Origin of the sequence: Frankia sp. AvcI1 (assembly GCF_001420875.1) — a bacterium.
GTDB lineage: Bacteria > Actinomycetota > Actinomycetes > Frankiales > Frankiaceae > Frankia > Frankia alni.
On the sequence record NZ_LJFZ01000001.1, the window covers coordinates 420,429 to 441,905 of the forward strand.

The 21,477-nt window shown below is 69.9% G+C and carries 15 protein-coding genes and 2 pseudogenes; 3 read left to right on the top strand and 14 right to left on the bottom strand.

Translation table 11 applies throughout. The features are described from left to right. Window positions 1-3,173: 3,173 nt before the first annotated feature. Both UK94_RS01770 and UK94_RS01780 read left to right on the top strand, forming a co-directional pair. A partial coding sequence (locus tag UK94_RS01770; RefSeq protein WP_235486087.1) for a hypothetical protein occupies window positions 3,174-3,647 on the top strand: 474 nt, incomplete at its 3' end. A gap of 1,513 nt (window positions 3,648-5,160) precedes the next feature. Next, complete coding sequence (locus tag UK94_RS01780; RefSeq protein WP_055748419.1) at window positions 5,161-5,598, top strand: hypothetical protein; 438 nt, start codon at window positions 5,161-5,163, stop codon at window positions 5,596-5,598. Window positions 5,599-7,506: 1,908 nt separating this feature from the next. Here UK94_RS01780 and UK94_RS01805 read toward each other — a convergent pair. From UK94_RS01805 to UK94_RS01835, 5 genes are all read right to left on the bottom strand, one after another. Then, the gene (locus UK94_RS01805; RefSeq protein ID WP_055748424.1) at window positions 7,507-7,746 is read right to left on the bottom strand and encodes a hypothetical protein; all 240 of its coding nucleotides are present in this window, start codon (window positions 7,744-7,746) and stop codon (window positions 7,507-7,509) included. A gap of 92 nt (window positions 7,747-7,838) precedes the next feature. Further along, complete coding sequence (locus UK94_RS01810; protein ID WP_011603913.1) at window positions 7,839-8,105, bottom strand: hypothetical protein; 267 nt, start codon at window positions 8,103-8,105, stop codon at window positions 7,839-7,841. A 584-nt stretch (window positions 8,106-8,689) separates the two neighbouring features. After that, window positions 8,690-9,112: hypothetical protein (locus tag UK94_RS01820; RefSeq protein WP_235486089.1), on the bottom strand; the 423-nt coding region annotated here is incomplete at its 5' end. 303 nt (window positions 9,113-9,415) lie between these two features. Further along, entirely contained in the window at window positions 9,416-9,934 is a 519-nt protein-coding gene (locus UK94_RS01825) for a hypothetical protein (protein WP_157734066.1), read from the bottom strand. A 650-nt stretch (window positions 9,935-10,584) separates the two neighbouring features. Then, window positions 10,585-10,995 (bottom strand): hypothetical protein (locus UK94_RS01835; RefSeq protein ID WP_235486092.1); only part of this gene is annotated, 411 nt, incomplete at its 5' end. A 466-nt stretch (window positions 10,996-11,461) separates the two neighbouring features. Here UK94_RS01835 and UK94_RS01845 point away from each other — a divergent pair. Then, a complete protein-coding gene (locus UK94_RS01845; protein ID WP_055748431.1) occupies window positions 11,462-12,430 on the top strand; it encodes a DUF3560 domain-containing protein in 969 nt (322 codons plus the stop codon). Window positions 12,431-13,882: 1,452 nt separating this feature from the next. Here UK94_RS01845 and UK94_RS01855 read toward each other — a convergent pair. The 9 genes and pseudogenes from UK94_RS01855 to UK94_RS01900 all read right to left on the bottom strand — a co-directional run. Next, the coding region (locus UK94_RS01855) for a hypothetical protein (RefSeq protein ID WP_235486094.1) at window positions 13,883-14,119 on the bottom strand (237 nt) is incomplete at its 5' end. Window positions 14,120-14,201: 82 nt separating this feature from the next. Next, window positions 14,202-14,387 (bottom strand): annotated as a pseudogene (locus UK94_RS01860) (BldC family transcriptional regulator); the annotation flags it as partial. Between the two features lie 309 nt (window positions 14,388-14,696). Further along, the coding region (locus UK94_RS01865; protein WP_235486096.1) for a hypothetical protein at window positions 14,697-14,954 on the bottom strand (258 nt) is incomplete at its 5' end. 125 nt (window positions 14,955-15,079) lie between these two features. After that, the gene (locus UK94_RS01870) at window positions 15,080-15,406 is read right to left on the bottom strand and encodes a hypothetical protein (RefSeq protein ID WP_055748435.1); all 327 of its coding nucleotides are present in this window, start codon (window positions 15,404-15,406) and stop codon (window positions 15,080-15,082) included. Next, window positions 15,406-15,777: a VVA0879 family protein gene (locus UK94_RS33450; protein WP_157734067.1), complete on the bottom strand. Its 372-nt coding sequence runs from the start codon at window positions 15,775-15,777 to the stop codon at window positions 15,406-15,408. The genes UK94_RS01870 and UK94_RS33450 overlap by 1 nt, the downstream gene beginning before the upstream one ends. A 107-nt stretch (window positions 15,778-15,884) precedes the next feature. Further along, window positions 15,885-16,064: pseudogene (locus UK94_RS36725) on the bottom strand (hypothetical protein); the annotation flags it as partial. A gap of 387 nt (window positions 16,065-16,451) precedes the next feature. Next, window positions 16,452-16,973 (bottom strand): hypothetical protein, encoded by a 522-nt coding sequence (locus UK94_RS33455; RefSeq protein ID WP_157734069.1) that lies wholly within the window; start codon window positions 16,971-16,973, stop codon window positions 16,452-16,454. A gap of 1,210 nt (window positions 16,974-18,183) precedes the next feature. Continuing rightward, a complete protein-coding gene (locus UK94_RS33460; protein ID WP_157734070.1) occupies window positions 18,184-18,549 on the bottom strand; it encodes a hypothetical protein in 366 nt (121 codons plus the stop codon). A gap of 156 nt (window positions 18,550-18,705) precedes the next feature. Beyond that, on the bottom strand, window positions 18,706-18,948 hold the full coding sequence (locus UK94_RS01900; RefSeq protein ID WP_055748441.1) for a hypothetical protein: 243 nt from the start codon (window positions 18,946-18,948) through the stop codon (window positions 18,706-18,708). Window positions 18,949-21,477 lie beyond the last annotated feature (2,529 nt).

Below are 21,477 nucleotides of genomic sequence, written 5' to 3' on the forward strand. Positions count from 1 at the left end.
TCACCGAGGCAACGGTCGCGGTCGACGAGGACGGCGCCCCGGTGTTCGCCTACCTACCGGCCGGTGAACCGCAGCAGGTCACGGCCCTGCGACGCGCGGTGCTGCACATCCGCTATGAGGCCCTGAGCCGGGCCAACGGCGCCCAGAACGTCAGCCGGAACTTCGGTTTCACCCCACGCCGGCCGGTGTATGGGCGGGAAGGCTGCCAGATCGGCCGGCTCGCGGCCGAAAGCCCCCAGGAGCATCGGGTCCTGGAACGGTGGGCCCTGCTGTTGGAACGCACGCTCGACCAGATCGATCCGAGCATCGTGGCCCGCGACGCGCAGACGATGACCCAGGTCGATCCCTCCTGGCGGCTGGGCGGCGGCCGGCTGTGGACATCGGGGGTCATCAACCGGTCGTCGGCACTGCCCTACCACCGGGACCGCTTCAACTTTTCGACGTGGAGCGCGATGCCGGTCCTGCGCCGCGGGGTACGCGGCGGCTACCTGACGCTGCCGGAGTGGGGCGAGGTGATCGCCTGCCGCGACGGGTGGACGCTGTTCTTCGTCGGCCGCCAGCACGTCCACGGGGTCACCCCGATGCGCACCGTGCAGCCCGACGGCTACCGGGCCAGCGTCGTCTTCTACGCCCTGCGGGGCATGAAGGATTGCCACAGCGCGGCCGAGGAGACCGCCTACGCACGGCAGCGACGCACCCAGCGCGAGCGGGAGATGGCCGCACGGCTCGCCGCGGGACAGCCGATGCTCCCATGACCCCCACCCCGCACAGCGAACAGATGTTCGGAACCTACGCGCGGTGNCACCGGCTGCAGGTGACCACCCGCGACATCGACCCCGTGTACCCCGTGCTGCGGCACGTGATCCGGGCCGCGGGGCTGGACCGCGACCAGGCCGTGTGGCTGGTCGTCCTGCACGTGGCCTACTACCAGCTGGGCTCGGCGCTGGCCGCGTGGGGCGCGCAGCCGGTACCGGGCGGGCCGCGCCCCGGGCTGCTGACGCTGCCGACCGGCACCGAACGGCGAGCGCACCGCGACGTCCGCCAGTTCGCCCGCCACTGGGCCGGGCTGTTGGGGGCCTTCGACCGGCACGGCGGCCCGGCCGGCTGGCTGGACGCCGGCGGCACGGACTGGCGCCGGCTGAACGAGCACGTCGCCCAGGTGGAGGGCAACGGACGGTGGGCGGCCTACAAGACCGCGGAGCTGGCGCAGAAGGTCCTCGACGTGCCGACGGTGGTGNCGGACGCCGGGCATGCGCACTCCACCGGGCCGCGGCGGGGCTTGGCGCTGCTCTACCCGCGGCTACCCGAGGGGAACAGGCCGGTCGACATCCAGGTGCTGGACCGGTACACCCGCAGGCTCGCCCGCCGGCTGGGCGAGGCGGACATCGGCCAGGTGGAGACGTCGCTGTGCGATCTCCACAGCCTGACCCGTGGCCACTACTACCTGGGCCACGACATCGACGCCATGCAGCAGCAGCTCACCCGCGTGCCGTCCGACCTGACGGCCGCGGCGTTCGCCGCGCGGGCGGCCCGGCTGCCGGCGGCCTACCTCGGGGAACGGGGCGGCTGGTCGGGGGTGGATCGGGAGAGGAAACGGGTCTATGCCCGGCAGGGGATCATCTGCACGCGGTAGGCGGACGTTGCTCTACCTCATCGGGGAACCAGGGGTCGGGAAGAGCACGTTGATGGCCTCCCTTACCGCCCGGTGGGTGCGGNCCCCGCTGCCGGGCCAGCCGGGACGGGATGCGTTGGCCGACCGGCGCAGCGNCCAGGTGGTGGCGGTGGAGCTGGGACGTCGCCGCCGGGCGTTCTCCGGTACCGATGCGTTGCCGATGGATGNGGTCGTGGCTGCGGAACGCTACGTCCGATCCGGTCAGGCTGCCCGGGAGACGGCGCTGCTGCTGGGAGAGGGCGCCCGGCTGGGCTGCGCGCGGTTTCTGGCCGCGGCGGTCGCCGGCGGCTGGACGGTGGAGCTGGTCTACCTGCACGGGACGGAGGTCGCGGCGCAACGCCGGGCCNGGCGCGCGGCGGGACAGGATGAGCGATGGGTACGCGGGGCAGCCACCCGGGCACGCCGCCTGGCCGAGGGCCCGCCGGCGGGGGNGCTGGTCCACCGGGTGGACGTGGCCGCCGAGGTGACCCTGCCGGACGTGCCGGGGCTGTTCGACGCCGGACTGTGCGCATGATCCACCTGGAGGGGATGGGGTGNCTCGGCGCTGTCCTGGCGTTCCGGCTGGACCGGGAAGGTGTTCCGTTCACCTGGCACGACATCGATGCCCCGTACGTCGCGTGGCGGGCCTCGACCGGTCTGGTGTACCCGGCCGGCGACGCACGCAGCCAGGCCGGACTGGCCGGGTGGGGGCAGTGGGCTCGAGACGGCTGGCTGCCGGCCGGAACGGTGGAACAGGTGGGCTACGTGTATGCGCACAAGGCACCCCCCCACCAAGGCCGCTACCGCACGGTGCCGCTGGCCCCTGGGGTGACCCTGGCCGATGCCCCGGCGTTCGCGGTGCACGTGCCCAGGGTGGTTGAGGCGGCGCGGCAGAGGTTCGCCGAGCGACGTCGTGCCGGTCGGCCGGCGGGCGCGGTCACGGTGCAGGCCCACGGCAGCGCGCGGGCGAGGGCAGTGATGTGGGGATGGTCGGCCCCGGTGCGCCTGGCGTTGCCGGCGCAGGTCGCGGAACTGCCCTACCGGGCGGCGTTCTACGGGNGGCGAGTACGTCGCCTGGTGTACGCCTACCCGATTCCCGGCAGGGCGCAGTGGTGGTGGGCCGGCTCGGCGCTGGTGCGGCAGACCCGACCGCGCCGGCTGGACACGGCCCGTCAACTGGCCCGATGGGACGAGGACTGGCAGGCGGTGTGGCCGCAGGTACACGTGATGGAGCGGGCACGGGTGGTGGAGGGGTGGCGCCCACGGCCAGCGGACGGGGACCAGGCAGGGGTGGTCACCGACGTCGGGCAAGGGGTGGTGACGGTGCCGGCGTTGTGGCACTCCGGGGTGCGGTGGGCTCCGGGGGTAGTGCGTGAGGTGATGAACGTGCTGGCGGTGTGGGGNGAGGTCATACCCCGATAGCAGTCGGTGAAAATTGGTGCACGGATCGTTTGCGCGTCCCCCGCGACACGTATAGAGTTACCAATGTCAACGAAGAACGCCACACGGAAGGACGTACACCATGGCCACCACCTACATCGTCTTTGAGCTGGACACCGACGGCTGGGTCAAGGTCGGCGAGCGGGCCCGCAAGGAGGCCGCCGAGAAGCTGTACGCCCAGGCCCTGACCTCCGACCGCCTTCCCGCCGCGGTCCGCCTGGCCACTGGCACCGGCAAGGTCCTGCAGGAGCGGGCCATCGAGAACGCGGCGGACCTGAGCGACGCCCAGTGCATCGAGCTGGCCCGGATGGCCGGCGACCACGACCTGGTCGCCGAGCTGGAGGAGCAGGCCCGCCTGGAGGCGGAGAAGGCCCAGGCCCAGCAGCGCAAGCCCAGCACCCGGGCCAAGGGCACCGGGGAGCCGCGGTCGCAGGCAACCTTCATCCCGCAGGACGGCCCGTGCAAGGGGATCAAGTGCTACCCGGGCGGGTTCTACATCCTGGCCCAGCGGGTGCTGCTCACCCCGCAGGGGGACTCGGAATGGCGGGTGGTCGGGNGGACGAACGACAAGAAGGTGGCGCACCGGATGCTGCAGAGGGCCGCTCAGGTCGTGGGCATCCGCCGTGTGCTGGAGCAGTCGTTCACGCAGTCCGGTAGTGGGATCGAGATTTTCCGGGCCACGTTCGCGGACGGGGAGCGCACGGTGGTCCTGGACACCAGCGTGNAGGCCGTCAAGGAGAGCCGGAAGGCACAGCAGGACGCCTGACCTGTAGTTCCAAGACGGGGGTGCCGGTTTGCGCCGACACCCCCGTTGGTATAGAGTTACCAATGTCAGCAAAGAGCGGCCACGAAAGGGATCGGATCATGGCGCACGAATTCGAGACCGGGTTCTTCTACCGCGAGCCGGCCTGGCACGGGCTGGGCAACGTACTGGCTGAGCGGCCGAAGACCTGGGCGGAGGNCCGAGAGGCCGGCGGCTTCACCTGGGACCNGAAACTGGTGCCCTCCTTCGGCTACTCCGGTATCCACATCCCGACCGGCCGGCAGGTGTACGAGCCGGGCCCGGACGTCGTGGGGGACTTCACGCAGAGCACCGCCTTCCAGCGGTGCGTCCGTTCGGACACTGGGTTGGAACTCTCCCACCCGCGGGAAAGCTGGACGCTCATCGACCACACGGAGATGGGTGAGATCGTGGAGGCGTTCCTCGGTCTCGCAAACGTGGAGTACGAGACCGGCGGGGTCCTGGAGGAAGGGCGCGCGGNCTGGGNTCTGATCAAGCTCAACGAGCCCATCGCGCTGCCGGGGGACAACTCCCTCACGCTGCCGTACTTCCTGATCCGGAACAGGCATGACGGGCAGGGCTCCTGCTCGGTGTCCCACACCGCGGTTCGTGTGGTGTGCGCGAACACCTGGAAGCTGTCCGAAATGCGGGACGAGGCAAACGGAACCGTGTTCTCCTTCCGCCACAACGACAAGTGGCGGGACCGGCTGGAGGAGGCCAAGGAGGCGATCAAGGGGGTCCGGAAGGAGTTCACCACCTACCAGGAGATTGCGCAGCGGCTGCTCGGGATGACCGTCACGCCGCGGCAGCAGCAGATGTTCGTCAACGAATTCATCCCGAACCCGACGGGGGCGACCAGCGACCGGCAGTTGGAGAACCTCGCAGTGNCACGTGGCCAGATCCGGGACATCCTCGCCTCCCCGACGACTGCACCCGTCGCGCATACCGCCTACGGCTTGGTGCAGGCTGCGTCGGAATGGGACGAGCATGTCCGTCGCTCCAAGACGCCCGAGACCCGTTTCGCGCGGTCGGTGGTCAAGACCAACGAGAGCCGACAGCGAGCCATCAGGATCGCCGAACTCGTGACCGCGGGGTAGCGGACAGCGGTTCCCCGTAGGGGCCGGTCGTCGTCAGACGGCCGTCCCCTACGGCCGTCCTCGCGATGGACGGGCCCTGCTTCCGCGGGCTGGCCGGGTGGGGAGGCCGCCCGGGCGGTTATCGCTTGCCCACGCCTCCAATATTCGTATAACCTAACCAATGTCAACAAAGAACATCGAGAGGAGCTGCAATGCCGAACAAGCCCATCCACGTCGCCCTCGCCGCCGACGTCCCGATCACCCTGGGCGAGATCGCCCCGGTCGTCCTGCCGACCGGCCAGACCATCGCCGTCCGCATCCTTGCCCGGACTGGCGGGTCCACGCGGGACGTCGCTGGGGAGCCCTCGGTCTGGGGGAGCCTGCTTGACGCCGAGGAGGAGGTGATTCTCTTCAAGATCCACCCGTATGGCTGGACGCCGCGCGCCGTGGAGGACCTGCTGCCGGCGGTTCGTGCGGTGCGCCAGGGGGGTCTTGCCTTCGCCGTGGTGGATGCGAATCGGCTGCGCTGCCTGGACACGTTGGACGCCGCACAGGTCGCGGTTGTCCGGCGCACCCTGCAGCGTTTCGGCTTCGTTGTCGCCGAGGTCCTGGGGGTGGACGGAACCTTCACGTTCCACCTGGAGGCGTAGTCGCGGCGTCCGCCGGCCGGTACCCCATGCAAGGGGGTGGCCGGCGGACGGTTGGGGTAGGGGACGGTCCCGCGTCGGTGCGGTTTGTCCGCTCACTATAAATCGTGTAGACTAACCAATGTCAACAAAGAACACGAAGGGAGCGGTCATGTACGACGCAATCTTTCAGGACACCCACGTCGNGCTCACGAAGGAGGCGCCCAGCGGGATCATGCGGGTCGCCGAGGTGGTGGTGCCCGATGGGCCGACCATCGCCATCAACATCGGGGACCCCGTCATCCAGCCGAAGGACAGCCGGGGGACCTTCCCGTTCTGGGGATACCTCCTCGACGCCGAGGGCTTCGACATGCACTTCATCGTCCACCCGCGTGGCTGGACGCCCAATGACGTGCGGCATCTCAACGAGGGCGTGGAAGCCCTTCGTTGCCGGGACCTGTCCATCTCGGTGTTGGACGCGCACACGCTACGCGTCCAGGAGATACCGGCCGGGTACGGGGTCGGGGACATCCAGGCGGCCCTGTGGNCCCACGGCCTTGTGGTCGCTGAGGTGACCGAGCTGACGTGGTTCACCGTGATCCGTTTGGAAGGGTAGCCGCACGGTCCGATGGCCGGTACCCGGGATGGGTGCCGGCCATCGGCATATCCGAGCCGGCAGGCATCGGCCTACCGGTTTGCCCCGTTCGTGAATGTTGTATAGACTTGCNAATGTCAACAAAGAACGAGGAAGGGGAACCGTGAACCTCAAAAAGATCATTAAGTCGGCCGGTGACGCCCGCTGCCCGGTGTGCTTTGCGCAGGCACCGCGCGGCCGCGCGGGACGCTTCCGCCCCCACCAGATCCACGGGGAGACCTGCGGCGGCCAGGGATTCACCCCCCGCCGGTTGGCGGCGATGGAGCGAGTCCTGACGCCGGAGGCGGCGTCTTGGAACACGGCCCGCAGGGTCCGGAAGGTTGTCGCCCGCCGGACGTTCGTGATCGGCTACACCGTCCGGCAGGACTTGATCACCTGGCACCCGTCCCGCCCGGAGTGGGCGGTGGTGGTCCGAGAGAACCGCAAGCTGTGCGCCGCTGCGCATCTGCCCGACATCGAGGCGGCGAAGGCGTTGGCGAACGCCTGGGCTGGCCGCGCCGACGGTAGCTGAGGGTTGGCCTGCCCCGCGGAAGCGGGGCAGGCGCTCCCCGCCGCACGGTGGGGGGGCGCTGCCTCCCGGCTCATATAGTGTATACTTACCAATGTCAGCAAAGAATGGAGGGGAAGCGCCATGACCATCGACACCGAGCAGATCGCACGCACCCTGGAAGAGAACGGCTTCACGGTGAACACCACCCCTGACGCGCTTCACATCCACGACGTCGGGCTGGTGGAAAGCGACAGGACTGTGATCCACGAAGTGGTCGCCGAGGCTGGNCGCCAGATCGCCTCCGGGCAGCTGGCCGGGGACTGCCTGATCGTCACGCTCGCGTAGGCACCCGGCGTCGCTGGCCCGCGCATCCCCCTGGCGCGCGGGCCGGCCGCCGGCAAGGGCGATCAAGGTACGGGGCGCGGATTATGAGCGGTCGTTCCGCTCATAATCCGCGTTGATCGTCAGGTGGTGATGAGGTGGAGGTGGACGGGGGCCCCACCGTCGAGTGCGCGGGCGAGNGCGACGCTGTGAAGGATGTCCTGGGCCAGCTGCTCGGCCTGCTCTACGGGCAGGTGCACGGTGCGCTGGCCCTGGGCGTCGCGCACTTCCAGGTCGACGCCNTCCCCTGCGGCATAGGGAGTGATGGGGCAGTCCATGCGGCCTCCAGGGCGGGTATCCTGCGGGCGACCGGCCGTGTGCTCCTCGGNCGGTCATGGAAAGGGCTGAGGTGCCGGCGGGTTACGCCTCCACCTGTCGTGGAGTCCGCCGGCACCTCGTGATCATTTTAGATGATCTGGTTGACGTCCTTCAATCCCGCCAGCTCCCGCAGGTCCTCAGCAACGGGCTTCCCGGTGTACGGCGTCAGGGCGTCGAGGGCCTGAATCAGCTGTGCGAAAGCGACGGGGTCGGCGGCGCGGTACTCCCGCAGCGGCATGTCTTTGCCGCCATTCGCCGCCTGCAGGCGGGCCTGGGCCGCCTTGGCCTGCTGCAGCCAGGCCTCGAAGGTCTTGACGATCGCGAACATGCGTTCCTCTCGGGGCTCAGAAGGCGTTTACCTATGGGCTCATGCGGCGGGGGTGACCCCGCCCCCGGCAGTGCCGGGGGCGGGACGGGGTGCTAGCCGGCGCGCCTCTCCTTCCGGTGTGCGCGCTCCAGACGGCCGCACTCCGCGGCGGCGTGCCGCAGGGCCTGTACCGCGGCGGTGATCTTCGGGTCGCGGGCGTTCATCGCCAGCTTGCGGGCCTGGGTGCGGGCCTGCTCGGGGGTGAGGTAGCGGATCCGGCCGCGGTAGGCGACCAGTACCTCCCAGCGGGGGAAGGGGGCCAGCTTGTCGGCCTTGATGATCAGGTCGTCTGGCAACCGCGGGGTCTCAGGGGTTTCCATGGCGCTCCTTGGTGAGATGGGAAAGGGCTGGTCAGCAGGGGTTACGCTCCCCGTTGACATTGGTAACTATATACGAACTAGCACGGGTGGGCAACGGACCCCGATCGGTTCGGACGGCCTGGAAGGCTCCGCGGACAGCAGCTCCGCCTCGGCGGTGTCGAGTTCGGCGCGCGCTTCCTCCACCCGCCGTTGCGCACGATCCAGCTCGGTGGTGCTTCTCTCCACGTGGGCACGCAAGTCCTCCAGATGCGTTGACCACCTGGCCACGGCGGCGAGGTAGTCGAGCAGCCCGGGGTGGTCCGCGAAGAAGCTGCGGGTGTCGGTGCGGACCTGGTTCACCACGGCGTTGACCGTCGTCGGCGGGATGCGGCGCCGGCCTTGCCATCGCTGGACCCGAGAGTCGTAGGTTGNCTGCCACGCGTGTTCGGGATCGAAGTACAGGCGGTACTGCAGGTGGATCCCGTTCAGGGTCACAGTGAGGGCGGGGGTGAGCGTCGGGGNCGCCGTCACCTCGACCTCCCCGTCGGCGGTGACGCGGAACATCGCATCGCCGAACCGGGTCGGGATGGCCCTGTACTCCACGATCACTGGTCGGCCTCGGGACTCGTGGGCCGCTGCTCGGGCCCGGGCAGCGGCCGGTCCACGCGGGCCTCATAGGCGCCCCGAGCCGTGTCGACGGCACGCTGCAGCGCACTGTCCAGGTCGGCAAGGAGCTCCAGGGGGTCTCTTACCCGTCGCTGGATCGCTGCCCGCAGGGCCTGCCGTTCCCACAGCAGCTCCAGCACGTGGGTATCGCGGAAGTAGAACTCGGCGGCGTCCCGCAGGGTTCGGATGACTTCGTTGGTCGCCTCGGGTGACGCGTGCTGGTCGCTGTCCCACGGGCGGATGCGACAGTGGCGGACCCTCCACCCGCGGTGTTCGTTGTCCAGTGTCGCCTCGAACTGGAGGCGTTGGCCGTCCACGTTCACGATCAGATCCGGGGTGAGCGTGGGTGACACCGTCAGCTTNACGGTCGCCCCGGGGGAGGCAGTCAGGGGCACCTCACCCCATGGGGTGGGCAGCAGGAGGACGTAGTCAGGGATCATCAAGGCTCCGCGTGAGATCACAAGGGCCGTGCCTGGCACGGCCATGCGCGGGCTGCGCGCGATCGGCAGGACGAGGTGGCAGGCGGTTTCCGGGTACAGCTCCGGGTCACCGTGAGAGAGGCCGGCGCGGCGGCGTTGGCGTCGCGGGACACCGGCCCGCCGCACGCGACGGGGCGGCGGGCCGATCGCTCCGGTAGGGGTGACCTACTTCCCCTACCGGGTGTGTCACCGCTTGCGGAATCGGCGTCCCGAGAGCAAGCCTCCAACTCTCGGGCGCCCGCGTTCGATTTGAATCCAGATGGCGTCGGTCACCTCGAAGGTGGCCTCGATAATGGACAGCGCCTCGGTGATCGTGCCGGCGGGGTTGAGGGTGGTCTGACCGGCGGTGAGCTCACGGTGCACCGTGGCCAGCCGGGGCTCCAGCTCGGCCAGGGCAACGGCCTGCACGGTCCGGATGTCGGGCGCGAACCCGCGCAGTAGGCGCCGCCAGCGCGTGGTCAGGGCCTGGTCCACCGGGCGGGCCGTGATCGGTCCAGTGAGACCCAGTCCGGTCGGGGGCGCGGTCACCCCTGCATCGGAGGCAGCCTCTTGCAAGGCGGTGAGTGGGTGGCGGATAGTCACCGGCTCGTCGGGCCACGCGACATCGGCCCAGTTCCCGGCGTTGTCCTGGACGAGTGCTGTGACCACCCCGCGGGCGTCGGGGTGCTTTGACAGGTAGACGGTGCTACCGAGGCTGATGGGCATGGCGTCCTCTCGCACATGTTCTTTGTTGACGTTGCTAAGTTTACACGTTCATTCACCTCTAGGCATGCGGTAGCCTCANGGCGACGGGTTGCTTGAGGGGTGAAAAAAAGTTCACTATTGGCAATGTCAACAAAGAATCCGAGGGGAGNGCACGATGCCCGACACGACCACCCTGGAAGAGCTGACCCCCCGACAGCACACAGCCGCCCTGAAGATCGNGGCCGACGCTGTGCGCGAGACGCCGACGGCGCCCACCCGCTTCCACGCCACGACCGTGACCAGCCTGGTGCACCGCGGCCTGGCGGAGTACAGCCGCACCGGGCAGGTCCTGCCGACCCAGCAGTTGCTGGACCTGATCGCAGCCAGTTTCGCGCAGCGGCTCACCGTTGCTCGCCTGGCCCCAGCCCGCCGAGCCGCGGACAACGCGCNCACGCCGGTGAGCGTGGGGGTCGTCGCCGCTCCTGGCGCGCTGGAGGTCCTCCACGCCGAGGCAGCTATCTGGCAGCAGGTCCACGGCCGCGAGGTGTTCGGACCGTACGTGACCGTCCTTCCGGCCACCTGGTACATGCAGGCCAAGGACTAGCCGCCGCCGTCGGGGTGCCCAACGCACAGGTGGGCACCCCGACGGCCACGCTGGGGCACCCGGGGGTCTACCGGGCCGGGCCCCTCTGGCCGTTCGGGGCCTCAGAGTCGACGTGGTCGACGACCAGGTCGGCAAGCTGGCGCACGACCTCATCGAACGCGCCGTCCTCCAACCCGAGCGTGACGTCGATCTTGTCGGACCAGCGGGCCGGGAACCGGTGGCTGAGCATCCACGCGCCGGCGCGCCAATCTCCGGCCGCCGCGGCGGTCTGAATCTGGCCGGCCCATCGCACCTCGGCGGTGGCCTCCGCTCGCGCGGTGTCCTGGGCCAAGGTGGCCCACTTCGTCGCGCGTCCGGCAGCCAGGTCCTCCCGGCCGCGCTGCAGCCACCGGCGCAGGGTGGCATCCCCGACACCGGCCAACGCGGCAGCGGTGGCGTGGAACAGCCCCGCCCGCAGCGCGTCGCAGATCGTTTTCTGNCGGTCGGGGGTGAGGGTGTCCCGTCGCGCCATCGCGTCCCTGTCTGTGCTCGGAGGCCCGTCACCCCATCATGCGGGCAGCCGGCGGCTGCGCGGGGGTGTAACAGCGGGTGCTGNCACCTCTACCGTTTGCCTTACCCCTTGTTTTGAGTAGGGTAACCATTGTCAACAGAGAACGGAGAGGAGATCGAATGTCTGTGCATCCCGCGCATGACCTGGCCTTGCGTGACTTCCTGGTCCTGGTGTCGCACCAGACCGTTGTCTTCCACCCCTGGGCGGAGGAGGGGGTCACCGCCGGCCGGTGGGAAGTGGATCGGCGGCGGGTCGACCCCGGCCTGCCGCGGAGGGCACACCGCACCGGGTTGGTGTGGGCACCGCCCGGCGCTAGGCCGCTGGATCCGCGGCGGGTGACGCTCACNCCCACCGGCCTGGCGGTACTCCACAGCGCGCTGTCGATGGCCGCGTGATGGCCACCATCACCATCACCCACACCCGGGAAGAAGGCACCCTGGTGGACGGCTCGGTGAAGGGGGACGGCACCTACGAAATCCTGGTGGCGAACGGGTTCCGCTGGTTCCGCTCCTTGGACTGCTGCAGCATCGTCTACTCCCGCGGTCGAGCCGCGAAGACGCACATCATCCAGCCAGCGGCGCAGGCGCTGCGTGCCGCCGGGCACACCGTCATCATCACGATCGACGAGACGCCGCCGGACTTCGCCACCGCCGAGCGGGGACGGCTCCTCGATGCCGAGGACCGCGCCCAGCGGTACGCCGGGTACGCGCGGTCCGCCACCAGTCGTGCCGACAGCCGGGAGGCCGCCGCGGACCGGGTCCTGGGGGGCATCTCACCCGGCCAGCCCATGCTGGTTGACCACTACAGCTACGCGGCGGACAAGCGGCGCCGCGAACAAGCGTGGTCTAACCAGGACAAGGCCGCGGAAGAACGGGACACGGCCCAGTACTGGCAGGCCCGGCAGCGGGCAGCGGAACAGTGGCCGACGAGCCGCACCAACCTGGACGCGATGCTGCGACGGGTCCAGCGGATCGAGGCCGACATGCACCGGACCCGTCGGCGGCTGGCGGAGAACGAGATCAGGAGGGCTTTCGGTCCCATCCGCCAGACCCTTGCCTGGTGGGTGGCAGCCCGCCACGGGGACCTTGAGCAGTGGGCCGGGGAGCTGGACTACCTGCGGGAGCAGATCGCCCTCAAGGAACAGGCAGGGGAGAAGGCCTGGGGGCCGGGGGACTTCAAGGTCGGCGACCTGGTGGTCTACCGAGGTGAAGCCCTGCCCGTGCGCAGGGTGAACCAAAAGACGCTGACCGTCACTCGCTCCCTCGCCAATCGGGAGACCACGGGAACCATCCCCTACGACGGTGGCATCACCGGACGCCGTCCCGCCCCCACAGCCGACGACGACACGAACGAGGCATCATGACCGACCAGATCGCCGACGGCGCGCAGGGGATACGGCAGCGGCTCGAAAACGCACGCCAGTACGGCGCGATCGCCCTGGACTACCTGGCCTCCCTGGAGACACAGGGGGAGCAGGAAGCGGAGTTCCTGAGCCTCGAGCTGCACGCGGCGATCTCCAAGATGATCCTGGGGGCCGGCGACGCGCGGCGGATCCTGCTCGGTGTGCCGCAGGACCGTCCACTGACGGACCCGCCGCGGCCTCGGGTGGTTGATCCGCGTGACGTGGAGCGGCTCACCCCCCTGGCCTGCGCCGCGCTGGCAGCCACCGACGGTTCGATGCGCGACGCAGCGCAGGCAGCCGTGGCGGCGGTGCTGGGGGAGTACGGGAGGCTGCTGGAGCAGCGGTCCGCGGCCGACGTGCTGTTCGGCGACGCGGACCTTGATCGTGCCGTCGAGGCCGCGCGTGCCAGCCATGCCGCGACTGCCGACGACCAGGACGATCACCAGCGGGAACGGGCAGCGATCCAGGCGGCCATCGAGTCCCTGCTCGGGCAGCTGCGGGCCGCAGGGATGGTGATGCCCGCCCGCGCCAAGCCCACCTATGTGGTGATTTGCGACGGGGGTCCGGACGTGGGCTGGCTGGCCCTGCCGGCGGCCAGCCATGTGGAGGCGCTGCAACTTGGCCGTGACAGCACCCTGTCGGTCGTNATGGTTGCGGTGGTGACCGCTCGCGGACCGCAGTCACCCTTCATGCGCCGAGCCTTCCCCCTGTCCCCGGAATCGGAGGGCCAGTTCGGCACGGCCGCGATCGCATCCGCCATCCGGTATGCCGTCGCCGGGCGCGGCATTGCGCTCGACGAGGAGACCGGGAAGGCGGCCGCNGTGGCCGCCGCGTACGTCACGGTGCCCGCCCTGCTGGCCGAGTGCCTGCGGCGCGGACCGGCGCCCGAGACACCGGAGAACGACCAATGACTGGCGGCGCACCCGACACCCCTCTCACGCATGACGAGCTTCGTGCTCTGATCGGCCACGCCGTGATGTATCAGGGCAGCCTGCAAGACGAGCACGGTGTGTGGATGCTGGACGGCCGCTGCGTGTGCAGGCGGTGCGTTCACCGCCTGGGCAAGGATTCTCGCTGGGGCCTCAGGGATATGTTCGGCGGTCTGCGCTGCGTCCGGGCTCAGTCGCTTGCCCGGGTACCGGAAGGGCAGCCGATCAGGATCGAAGTGCGCGCGCTGGTCTCTGCACGACTGGCACGGCAGGAGCGGGAACGCCGGTTGCCGCCCCCCAACCTCAAGAACCTCGGGCCGCCCCCAACCCCAGGTAGCACCGGTTCTCCGGGACGGTGATGAACGAGGTGGGCCCGCCAACGACATCAGCGGGCCCACCGTCATGCCTAGCCACCGAGGGCCGTCCCGCAGGGCTGTGACCTGCGTGGATGGCAGGACGGGGGCCTGCCATCCACGCAGAAGTTCTAGGCCGGGACCAGCAGAAACCGCACTCCGGCGGCTTCCATCCCACGGATCTCCTGGAGGGCCCGTTCCACCAGCCGCGTCTCGGAGGCGGTAGGAGTGCAGGGGTCTTCCAGCTTCGTGCGCAGCGTCCAGAATGCCATCAATGGCATCCGGATCCGGGCCGGGAGAGCGGCCAGGTGCGGCAGGCAGAACAGGGCGGTGTAGGACGGCCCGTTCACGCCCTCGACGTGCACGCCNCTGGAGCAGGCCGGTACCCGGCATACCGCATTCTCCATAGATCAACGGTACCACCGGCCTNCAGGGTCACGATGTCGGATNCCCTTTGAGGAGGCCTCGAACCTCGCTTTCCCGATAGCGTCGGTGCCCGCCTAGAGTGCGGATCGAGGTCAGCTTCCCAGCCTTCGCCCAGCGCGTCACGGTCTTCGGGTCCACCCGGAACATCGTGGCCACCTCTGCCGGGGTGAGCAGAGGCTCGGACTCCTGCGCCGCCTTGCTCCCGCCCATCNCCATATGCCCGGCCCTCCTCCGTGTACGGACTTACCTATCGGTCACCGTACACGGAGATAGGGGGTACATACAGCTATAAGCCCAGGTCAGGTGCGGTCAGGCATGCCTGACAATGGTGCTGTTGGACGATGTGATCGCGCGCCGGTCGAGGTGGCGTGTGGGCTGCTCGAACAGCACGGTAAATAGGGTGAGCCACCCGGCTCGGGGGGTNCCGGGTGGCTCACGTCTACTATACACCGGTAATGCGTGATTTCCACGGTGTGGTCCAGGTCTTATCCCGTGCTCATCAGGCCGGGGCTACGCACATCAGCTTGGTTCGTACACCTTGTCCTTGGCACACCGATCGCACAGCGCATCTCCGTAGCAGTTCTTCCACATGGTCATGTCGGACCGGGAGCGACAACAGGAGTGGCAGTAGTTGCCGATGGTCTCGCTGGCTTCGTACTCGAGCGAGCCGATCACTTGGGTGACCAGGAGCAGAGGGTTTGCCGCGAAAGCCTGCCCGGCAGGAGTGATCGTCCAACCCGGGTACTGGAAGACCAGGAGCCCCGCCTCGTCGAGCAGNTCGACCGCCCCGTTGCGCAGACGGTCCCGCAGCCCGGACTCGGCGATCCGGTGCGACTCACCCGGGCGCGCGGCGTACCAGCGGAGCAGCTCAAGCTCGGTCGGGTGCGCCCGGTAGGGGCCGGTCATGCCCGTCGCCGCCGGCCATCTCCGGCAGTCGGCGGGAGGCTGATCGACGCCTGCGGGGAGGCAAGGTGTTCCGCTGCAGCCGCTTTGAGCTCGGCCAGGAGGGCACCCGCGGGAGTGAGCCGGTAGCGGCGCCGGCCGTGGGACGGGCTCACCTCGATCTGCACGGCGCCGAGGTCGGCGGCGGTCTGCACCTCAGCCGCCACCGGTCCTCGCTGCCGTCCGGTCCTGGGGGTCAGTTGATCCAGCGTCCACCAGCCGTCCGTGGTGCAGTCGGCGACCCGCTGGAGCCGGACCAGCGGGACGGCCAGCCACTCGGGGAACATCACGATGTCCTGGAGTGCAGCAGGAGGCTCACGGGCGGCGGTGAGGTCCGCATCCCGGGCTCGGCGAACGGAAAGACCGCGCGCCGTGGTTCATCGATGATTTCCACGCATCCGCTCAGCAGGACGGGTCCGGCCGCCTTCCACAGACAACCTCCGGCCTGGAACAAGCGGACTTGCTCAGACGGCGGCAGTGCGTTGCCGATGCATTCGGCGGCGGCCCGTGCTGCCCCGTCCCTGCGGCCGAATTTCTGCCACATGCGGCCGGTGGAAACGCGTCCGCAGCCGGCGCAGATGTACCGCCAGTCCATCGGGTCGCGGCCGAACAGAGCACGGCCCGTATTCCGCCAGACCTTTCCTGTCAGCTTCTGCATTGCTCCCTGCTTTTCGTGCAGTCATGTGGGGGGCCTGCCATCTCCCGGGTGTGATGCCGATCAGCTCTTGCTGATGGGCCGGGAGATGGCAGGCGGTCAACGGACGGTCAGGAGCTGCCCGGGACTGTCAGGGAGCTGGTGGCGTGCAGCACCCCCCATTCCTGGAACATGCTCATCACCGTGACCTCGGCTCGGTTGAGGCTCATGGCCAGCAGGGACAGGTCGCTGCCGCGCAGGCTGAGGACCCGGCCGGCGTAGTCCCCGCGCCATTGCTGGACGGTCTGCACNCATCGCTTCAACAGGACCTGGTCGGGACTCTCGCCCTCCAGGGAGTTGACGGCAGGGAGATCCAGCACCAGGTGCCCGNCCCGCTCGACGCGAGGACGCCCCTCGTCGGACAGCAGCGCGCGGACGGGCACGTCGTAGAAGCCGGCCAGTTCGGCCAGCACCGCCATGCTGATGTTCCGGTCGCCGCGTTCGTAGCTGCCGACCGCGGCGGTGCGCCACCGCCCGTTCGAGNGCACCTCGACTGCCTGCAAGGATTGGCCTGCCTGCTGCCGTACTCGACGCAGGCGCTGCCCGACCTGAACCGCGTAGGTTGCGGTGTTCTCCACCAGACCTCCCACCGTGTAGCTACCCCATTACCTGCCTTACCTACCCTAGGGGGTAATGAATCAGGCGTAAAGGGGTAGATGTGGTTGATTGCAGGCGGGGGGTAGCTGCTCGGCGTAGGCGCGAATGCGGCCCAGGTCGTAGCCGAATTCCTCGTACACCGGCGCTACCAGCAGCTGCATGAGGTACCTCGGAGTACGGCCTGTCCACCGCCGCCCTGTGGTGGCTAGCTGGGCACGCTGCCGGCCGGCCAAGAGCCGCCCGTACAGATCCGGCCCCAATGCCGCCGTGATCTGCTCCACGCGTCTCGCGGATCCGGACGGTACTGGGGGGCAGTGCGGTGGAGGGGTGGGACGGGGACGCGGCCGGCGGGCACGGGGCGGGGGCAGGTCGGCCAGGATCGCCCGCAGCAGCCCGACCGGGCTGGTTACCGGGGCCCCCTGCGCTACCCGTGTCGTGCGATCGGCCACCAGGCGAGCGAGCTCGCCGGGGGTGTAGCCGTCGCCGAGCAGCCCGACGACCAGGGGCCGGGCGGCCAGTGCCGTGCGCGCGCCGCCGCGCACCAGGCCCGCGAGCTGATCCACCAGACCCGCGACGTCTGTCGAAGGCGGGGTGGCCCCTCCACCTCCGACTACCCCTACCGGTAGACCAGGAAGCTGCGGCTGTTCGCCGGGGAAGGGGTGAGGGTTTCTGGGGGGCATAGAAAGGTGCACCGGCAGATCACCCGACGCCGGTGTCGGGTGATCAGCCGTTTTACCGGACATCGGTGCCGTCTGGTCGGGCGCGGGCCGGTCGATCGGCGGTGCCGGCCGATCGGCCGGGCAGACCGCGCGAGGCCGGCGCGGGGGGNTCGCCGGCGACGGGGCCGCGTCCGGCTCTGGGGGCATGGTCGCTTCCCACTCGGCATACGGCGAAGGGCGCCGGCGAGGGGCGTGGGGGCGGGTGCAGCGGATCAGGCCCGCGCTCTCGGCCTCCCGCAGATAGCGGCCCACCTGCCGTGCCTCCAGATGACAGTCGCGGGCCAGCTGGTCGTTTCCCGGGTCCGCGCCGTGGCCGGCCGTGAAGGAGCGCCACCGCATGTACCAGGCCAGACGCAGTACGACCGCGATACCAGTGGCCGTGGACATACTGGCGCACACGGCGGATTCCCAGCGTGGTCGGCTATGCCACGGCCCGCGAGCGGAGTTCAACCCTGGATCGTGATTGCCGTCTCGCCCCACGATGGCCGTGGGGCAGCTTTGTATGCTAATGTTGACCTGCCTTCTTTCTCGGCCTAGGCCGAGTCGCTTCCCGGTGTATGAAGGCATCGCGCGTCCAGCTCCACACTGGTGCGTGCCGCGTTACCCGGGCCCGGTTGCCTCAAGGTGTTCCACCACCTCGACGCAACCGGGCCCTAATCGTCTTTCGACATTCACACGTCCTTCGCGTTGTCCCAGGAATGAGCCAGCAGACTCAACCTTTCGGCGTCGATGGGATGGGCTCCCACCCAGTCGTGGTGGGCTCGACACAGCAGCNCGATGTTGCGTTCGTCGGTGATTGATCCGCCACGTGCGCGGGTTAGCCTCTNGTGGCCGTCCACGGCCCGTCCCCCGCACATGACGTGAGGGACCAGGTGCATGGCCTGGCACCACGGCATCTCACCGGCCATCTCGGCCAGCACCTGGCGCCGCTGTCGGTTCTGCGCCGAGCGCCGCGCCGAGACCGGCCGCAGCGGGGCGCGGCGCGCGGCGCCGGCCCGGCCCGATGGTTGGCCGGCACGCAGCGGGGCGCGCCGTCGAGGCGGCGTGCCCCGCTTCACCGCCCGCTCCCACGGGGCAGGTCGAACGGGGGATCGGACCACTCATAGTCCGGCGGGCGCTCCAACCCCAGCGGTAGGCGAGCCGGCAGCGCCGCCCGGATCACCACCGCCCACTCATGCGCAGCGGACGCCCGCTGCGCATCCACTGCCTCCCAGCGCGCGTTGTGGGCGGCAACCCGAGCGGCCACGCGACGTGCCCGAGCGCGGGACGGCGGCACCTCAATGATCTCCCCGGTGGCAAGGTTCACCTGGGTGGAGGCGCCGTCCGGGACCGTCGCAGGGTTGAACACCCGCCGGCCCGGAAGCCGACGCCTGCGCGCGTACGGGCCGGGCGGTTCCAGCTCCGCCGGAAGTTCTCGCATCTACCCCTCCCCATGGTCTCGCGTGATGTCAGGTGCCCCGAGGCGGGCCGCGGGGGGCCGGACCCGTCCGCCGTAGCCCCCGCCCCTGGGGGTGGCGGTGCCCGCCTCGGGGCGTCCGGGCAGCCGGCCCTCTTCCGGCCGCCCGGAGCCCAGCGGCTACCCCGTCGGGGTGGCTGTCACCGTGTCCTCGTGTACGGCTCCCGCGGCTCGCGCGCCGCTGCCGGGCCAGAGCCAGCCGCCGGTCGGAAGCGGTGCCCCCTGGCGGCCCAAGGCCCGATGCCGCTGGTGGGCGATCAGTATCTGGGTCCACAACTGGCGTCGGCCGCCCCACCAGCCCAGCGCGAACACCGCGACCGCCGCCGGAATCCCGACCGTGAGCGCAGCAGCCAGCTCAGACATCAGCTATCGCTCTCTCCNCCAGCAGCAGGGTGATCTCCTCGTCGGACAGGCCGATCGCCTGCAGCCCGGGGATCACCTTGTCGTCCGAAACGGGGAGGGCCAGCAGCTCCACGACGATCCGCGGCCGGTCGACCCGCATCGCGGTCAGCGACGTGGCCACCTGGATCGGTGCACATCGCTGGGCCGGGGTCAGCCCACCGGCCACTCCGAACCGGCTGTAGTAAGACCTCCCACGCTCAAAGACCAGAGTGGACAGCAGACAATCTCGCGTGACGGGGCAGTCAGCGCAGATCGNCTGCGCGACTTTCATCTGCCGGGCGCTGTCGCCGTAGAACTGATCCGCCGCCTTCTTCGCGCACGCGGCCTGCATCCGCCAACCGGCGCGCTCCGCCACGACCGGAGGTATCCGGTGGACGGCGGTACCGGCCCCACCCGCGCTCACGTGNCACCCTCCTCGAACAAGGTGTCGCTGTTCANGGGCTTCGCCGCCCGCTGCGCTGACCCACCGGGGGATTCGGCTTCACGGCAGTCGGCCCCGTGGCGCGTGTAGCGAGGGCCGGACACGTCTGGGCCGGGGTTGACTATGGCGACGATCCGCTGGTCAGTGGTTCGGACCAGCGCCACGTTCCCGGCCTGGCTCGGCTTCCAGTTCAGCGGCATTCGTTTACCCGCGGCGGTGGTCACCCACCGTAGACGAGCCTGACAGCGTCGGNACCGGCGCTGACTCCGCTGNGATCTCTCGCCCTGGCCGCTCATGATCTACCGCCTGGGCGCGGTGATCCGTGTGCGGTCGGNATGGCCATCCGCCCTACCGCGGTGGCCAGCAGGTCGACGAGCGGTGGACGTTCTCCGCAGCGGACCGCGGAGTCCGCGCGGACGGGCACGGTCGCCGACCCCTGCTGTGGGGAGGGTGGTGCCGTCTGCTGCTGGCTTTCGACTCCCGCCGCGAAGCTGAGGGCTATCAGCCCGGTCACCCCGATCAGGATCAGCAGGGTCGGGCGGCGACGCTGGCCTTGGGCGGGCCGCTGGCGATGGCGGTGCCGGGGGCGGCTCACCAGGCCACCGTCCANCCGGGCGGCAGGTCGACGGGCGGCGCGGGTTTCTGCCCGCCTCGGACGATGTCATCGGGCCCGGTGACGGCGATCGGCCAGGTCCGCGCGGCCGTCGCGAGCACGACCACCGGGGTGCCGTCCTCGAAGACGGCGATACGACACGCCCCGATCAGCCTCGTGGTTGAACGCGACACGGGGGTCCGCGGCGTGATGCGTCTGATCGTCCGCCAGGTGCGGGTCGTGGGATCCCACAGACGGTCGTCGGGCTCCAGGGCGGCGCCCGCGACGAAGGTGATGCTGCCGGCCGTGCCGGTCATCGTCCTGCCGGATTTCTTGCTACGGTCATGACATCTCCCGAGGGTGCGTTGCCGCGCACCCGGTTGAGCTGGTCTGCTGGTTCTGGCCGGCCGGTGTTTACCGGCCGGCCAGTTTTGCTCTGCCGAAACCTACCCCTTTAGCTACCCCTACCGGTACCCCTTGCCCCTCTACGGTCGAACTACCGCAGGGGTAGAGGTCTAGGGTCGTCGGTGCGCTACCGGCGAGCAGGGGCGAACGTGCGTAGCCGGTCGGCTGCCAGTTCCTGGAGGGGAACGGGTGGCCCACCCCCGGCGGGAGTGACCAGGCTGTTCATCCACCCGGCACGCCGGGCATGGTCCACCGCGAGCCGGGCCTGCCCCCACCCTCGGGCGGCACAGATCGCCTCGGCGCACTCCTGCGCCGAGGCCCACCGCCGGCCGGTCGCCCCGGCCGGGCCAGCCACCACCGCCCGCCGCTGCCGTGCCGCCGCCTCGACTCCAGGGGGCAAAGGCCGGTCCTCGGCCAGTTCCAAGCGGGGGACCGCGATAACCGCAGCCTCTTCCTGGCCCAGCTCCACCGTCGTCAGCTCCACGGCCAGCACGGCCGGGGTGTGCCCTCCTTGCACGGCCGTGTGGCGGATGCGCCACNCCACCGTGGCCAGATGCCGGGCCCCGTACCGGCCGGTGCAGGTCAGCATCCATGAGCCAGGTAGACCCTCCACCAGCACCGTCACCCGGCTGTAGAGGGCACAGGCCGTTGGGCGGGGCTGGTGGGCGCCAACCTGGCGGACCGCCTCGTCGTCCGGGCAGGCACAGGTCGACCCCGAGCTCTGGGTCACCCCATCGCAGGACCGCACGGGATGCCCGCGTCGCCACAGCTGCCAGATCTGGGTGATGGCTTCCCCCGGGGGTAGCACGACCGGGACCCAGCGCGCCGCGGTGTCCACCCGCCACCGGGGGCGGCGCGCACCGAGCGGGNTCCATCGCTCGAGCGACGCCCCGGGCCGCAGTCCCAACGTGGCGGCCACCGTCTGCGCGATCTGGCGTGACTGCGTCGAGAACCGCAGCGTCTCCAGCGGGACCGCCCGCGCATGCCCGTCCTCGGGGATCATCGCTTCCCCGACGTGGATGGCGCCGGCCCGGCGGTATGCCTGTTGCAGACGGAAGGTCTCAGTGATGTC

Bases quoted from the DNA above. Each gene is read 5' to 3' on its own strand.
- UK94_RS01900 (WP_055748441.1), bottom strand. From the start codon at position 18,948: ATGTCTGAGCTGGCTGCTGCGCTCACGGTCGGGATTCCGGCGGCGGTC.
- UK94_RS01805 (WP_055748424.1), bottom strand. From the start codon at position 7,746: ATGTTCGCGATCGTCAAGACCTTCGAGGCCTGGCTGCAGCAGGCCAAG.
- UK94_RS33460 (WP_157734070.1), bottom strand. From the start codon at position 18,549: ATGCGAGAACTTCCGGCGGAGCTGGAACCGCCCGGCCCGTACGCGCGC.
- UK94_RS01845 (WP_055748431.1), top strand. From the start codon at position 11,462: ATGGCCACCATCACCATCACCCACACCCGGGAAGAAGGCACCCTGGTG.
- UK94_RS01825 (WP_157734066.1), bottom strand. From the start codon at position 9,934: ATGCCCATCAGCCTCGGTAGCACCGTCTACCTGTCAAAGCACCCCGAC.
- UK94_RS01780 (WP_055748419.1), top strand. From the start codon at position 5,161: ATGCCGAACAAGCCCATCCACGTCGCCCTCGCCGCCGACGTCCCGATC.
- UK94_RS01810 (WP_011603913.1), bottom strand. From the start codon at position 8,105: ATGGAAACCCCTGAGACCCCGCGGTTGCCAGACGACCTGATCATCAAG.
- UK94_RS01870 (WP_055748435.1), bottom strand. From the start codon at position 15,406: ATGTTCCCCGAGTGGCTGGCCGTCCCGCTGGTCCGGCTCCAGCGGGTC.
- UK94_RS33450 (WP_157734067.1), bottom strand. From the start codon at position 15,777: ATGCAGAAGCTGACAGGAAAGGTCTGGCGGAATACGGGCCGTGCTCTG.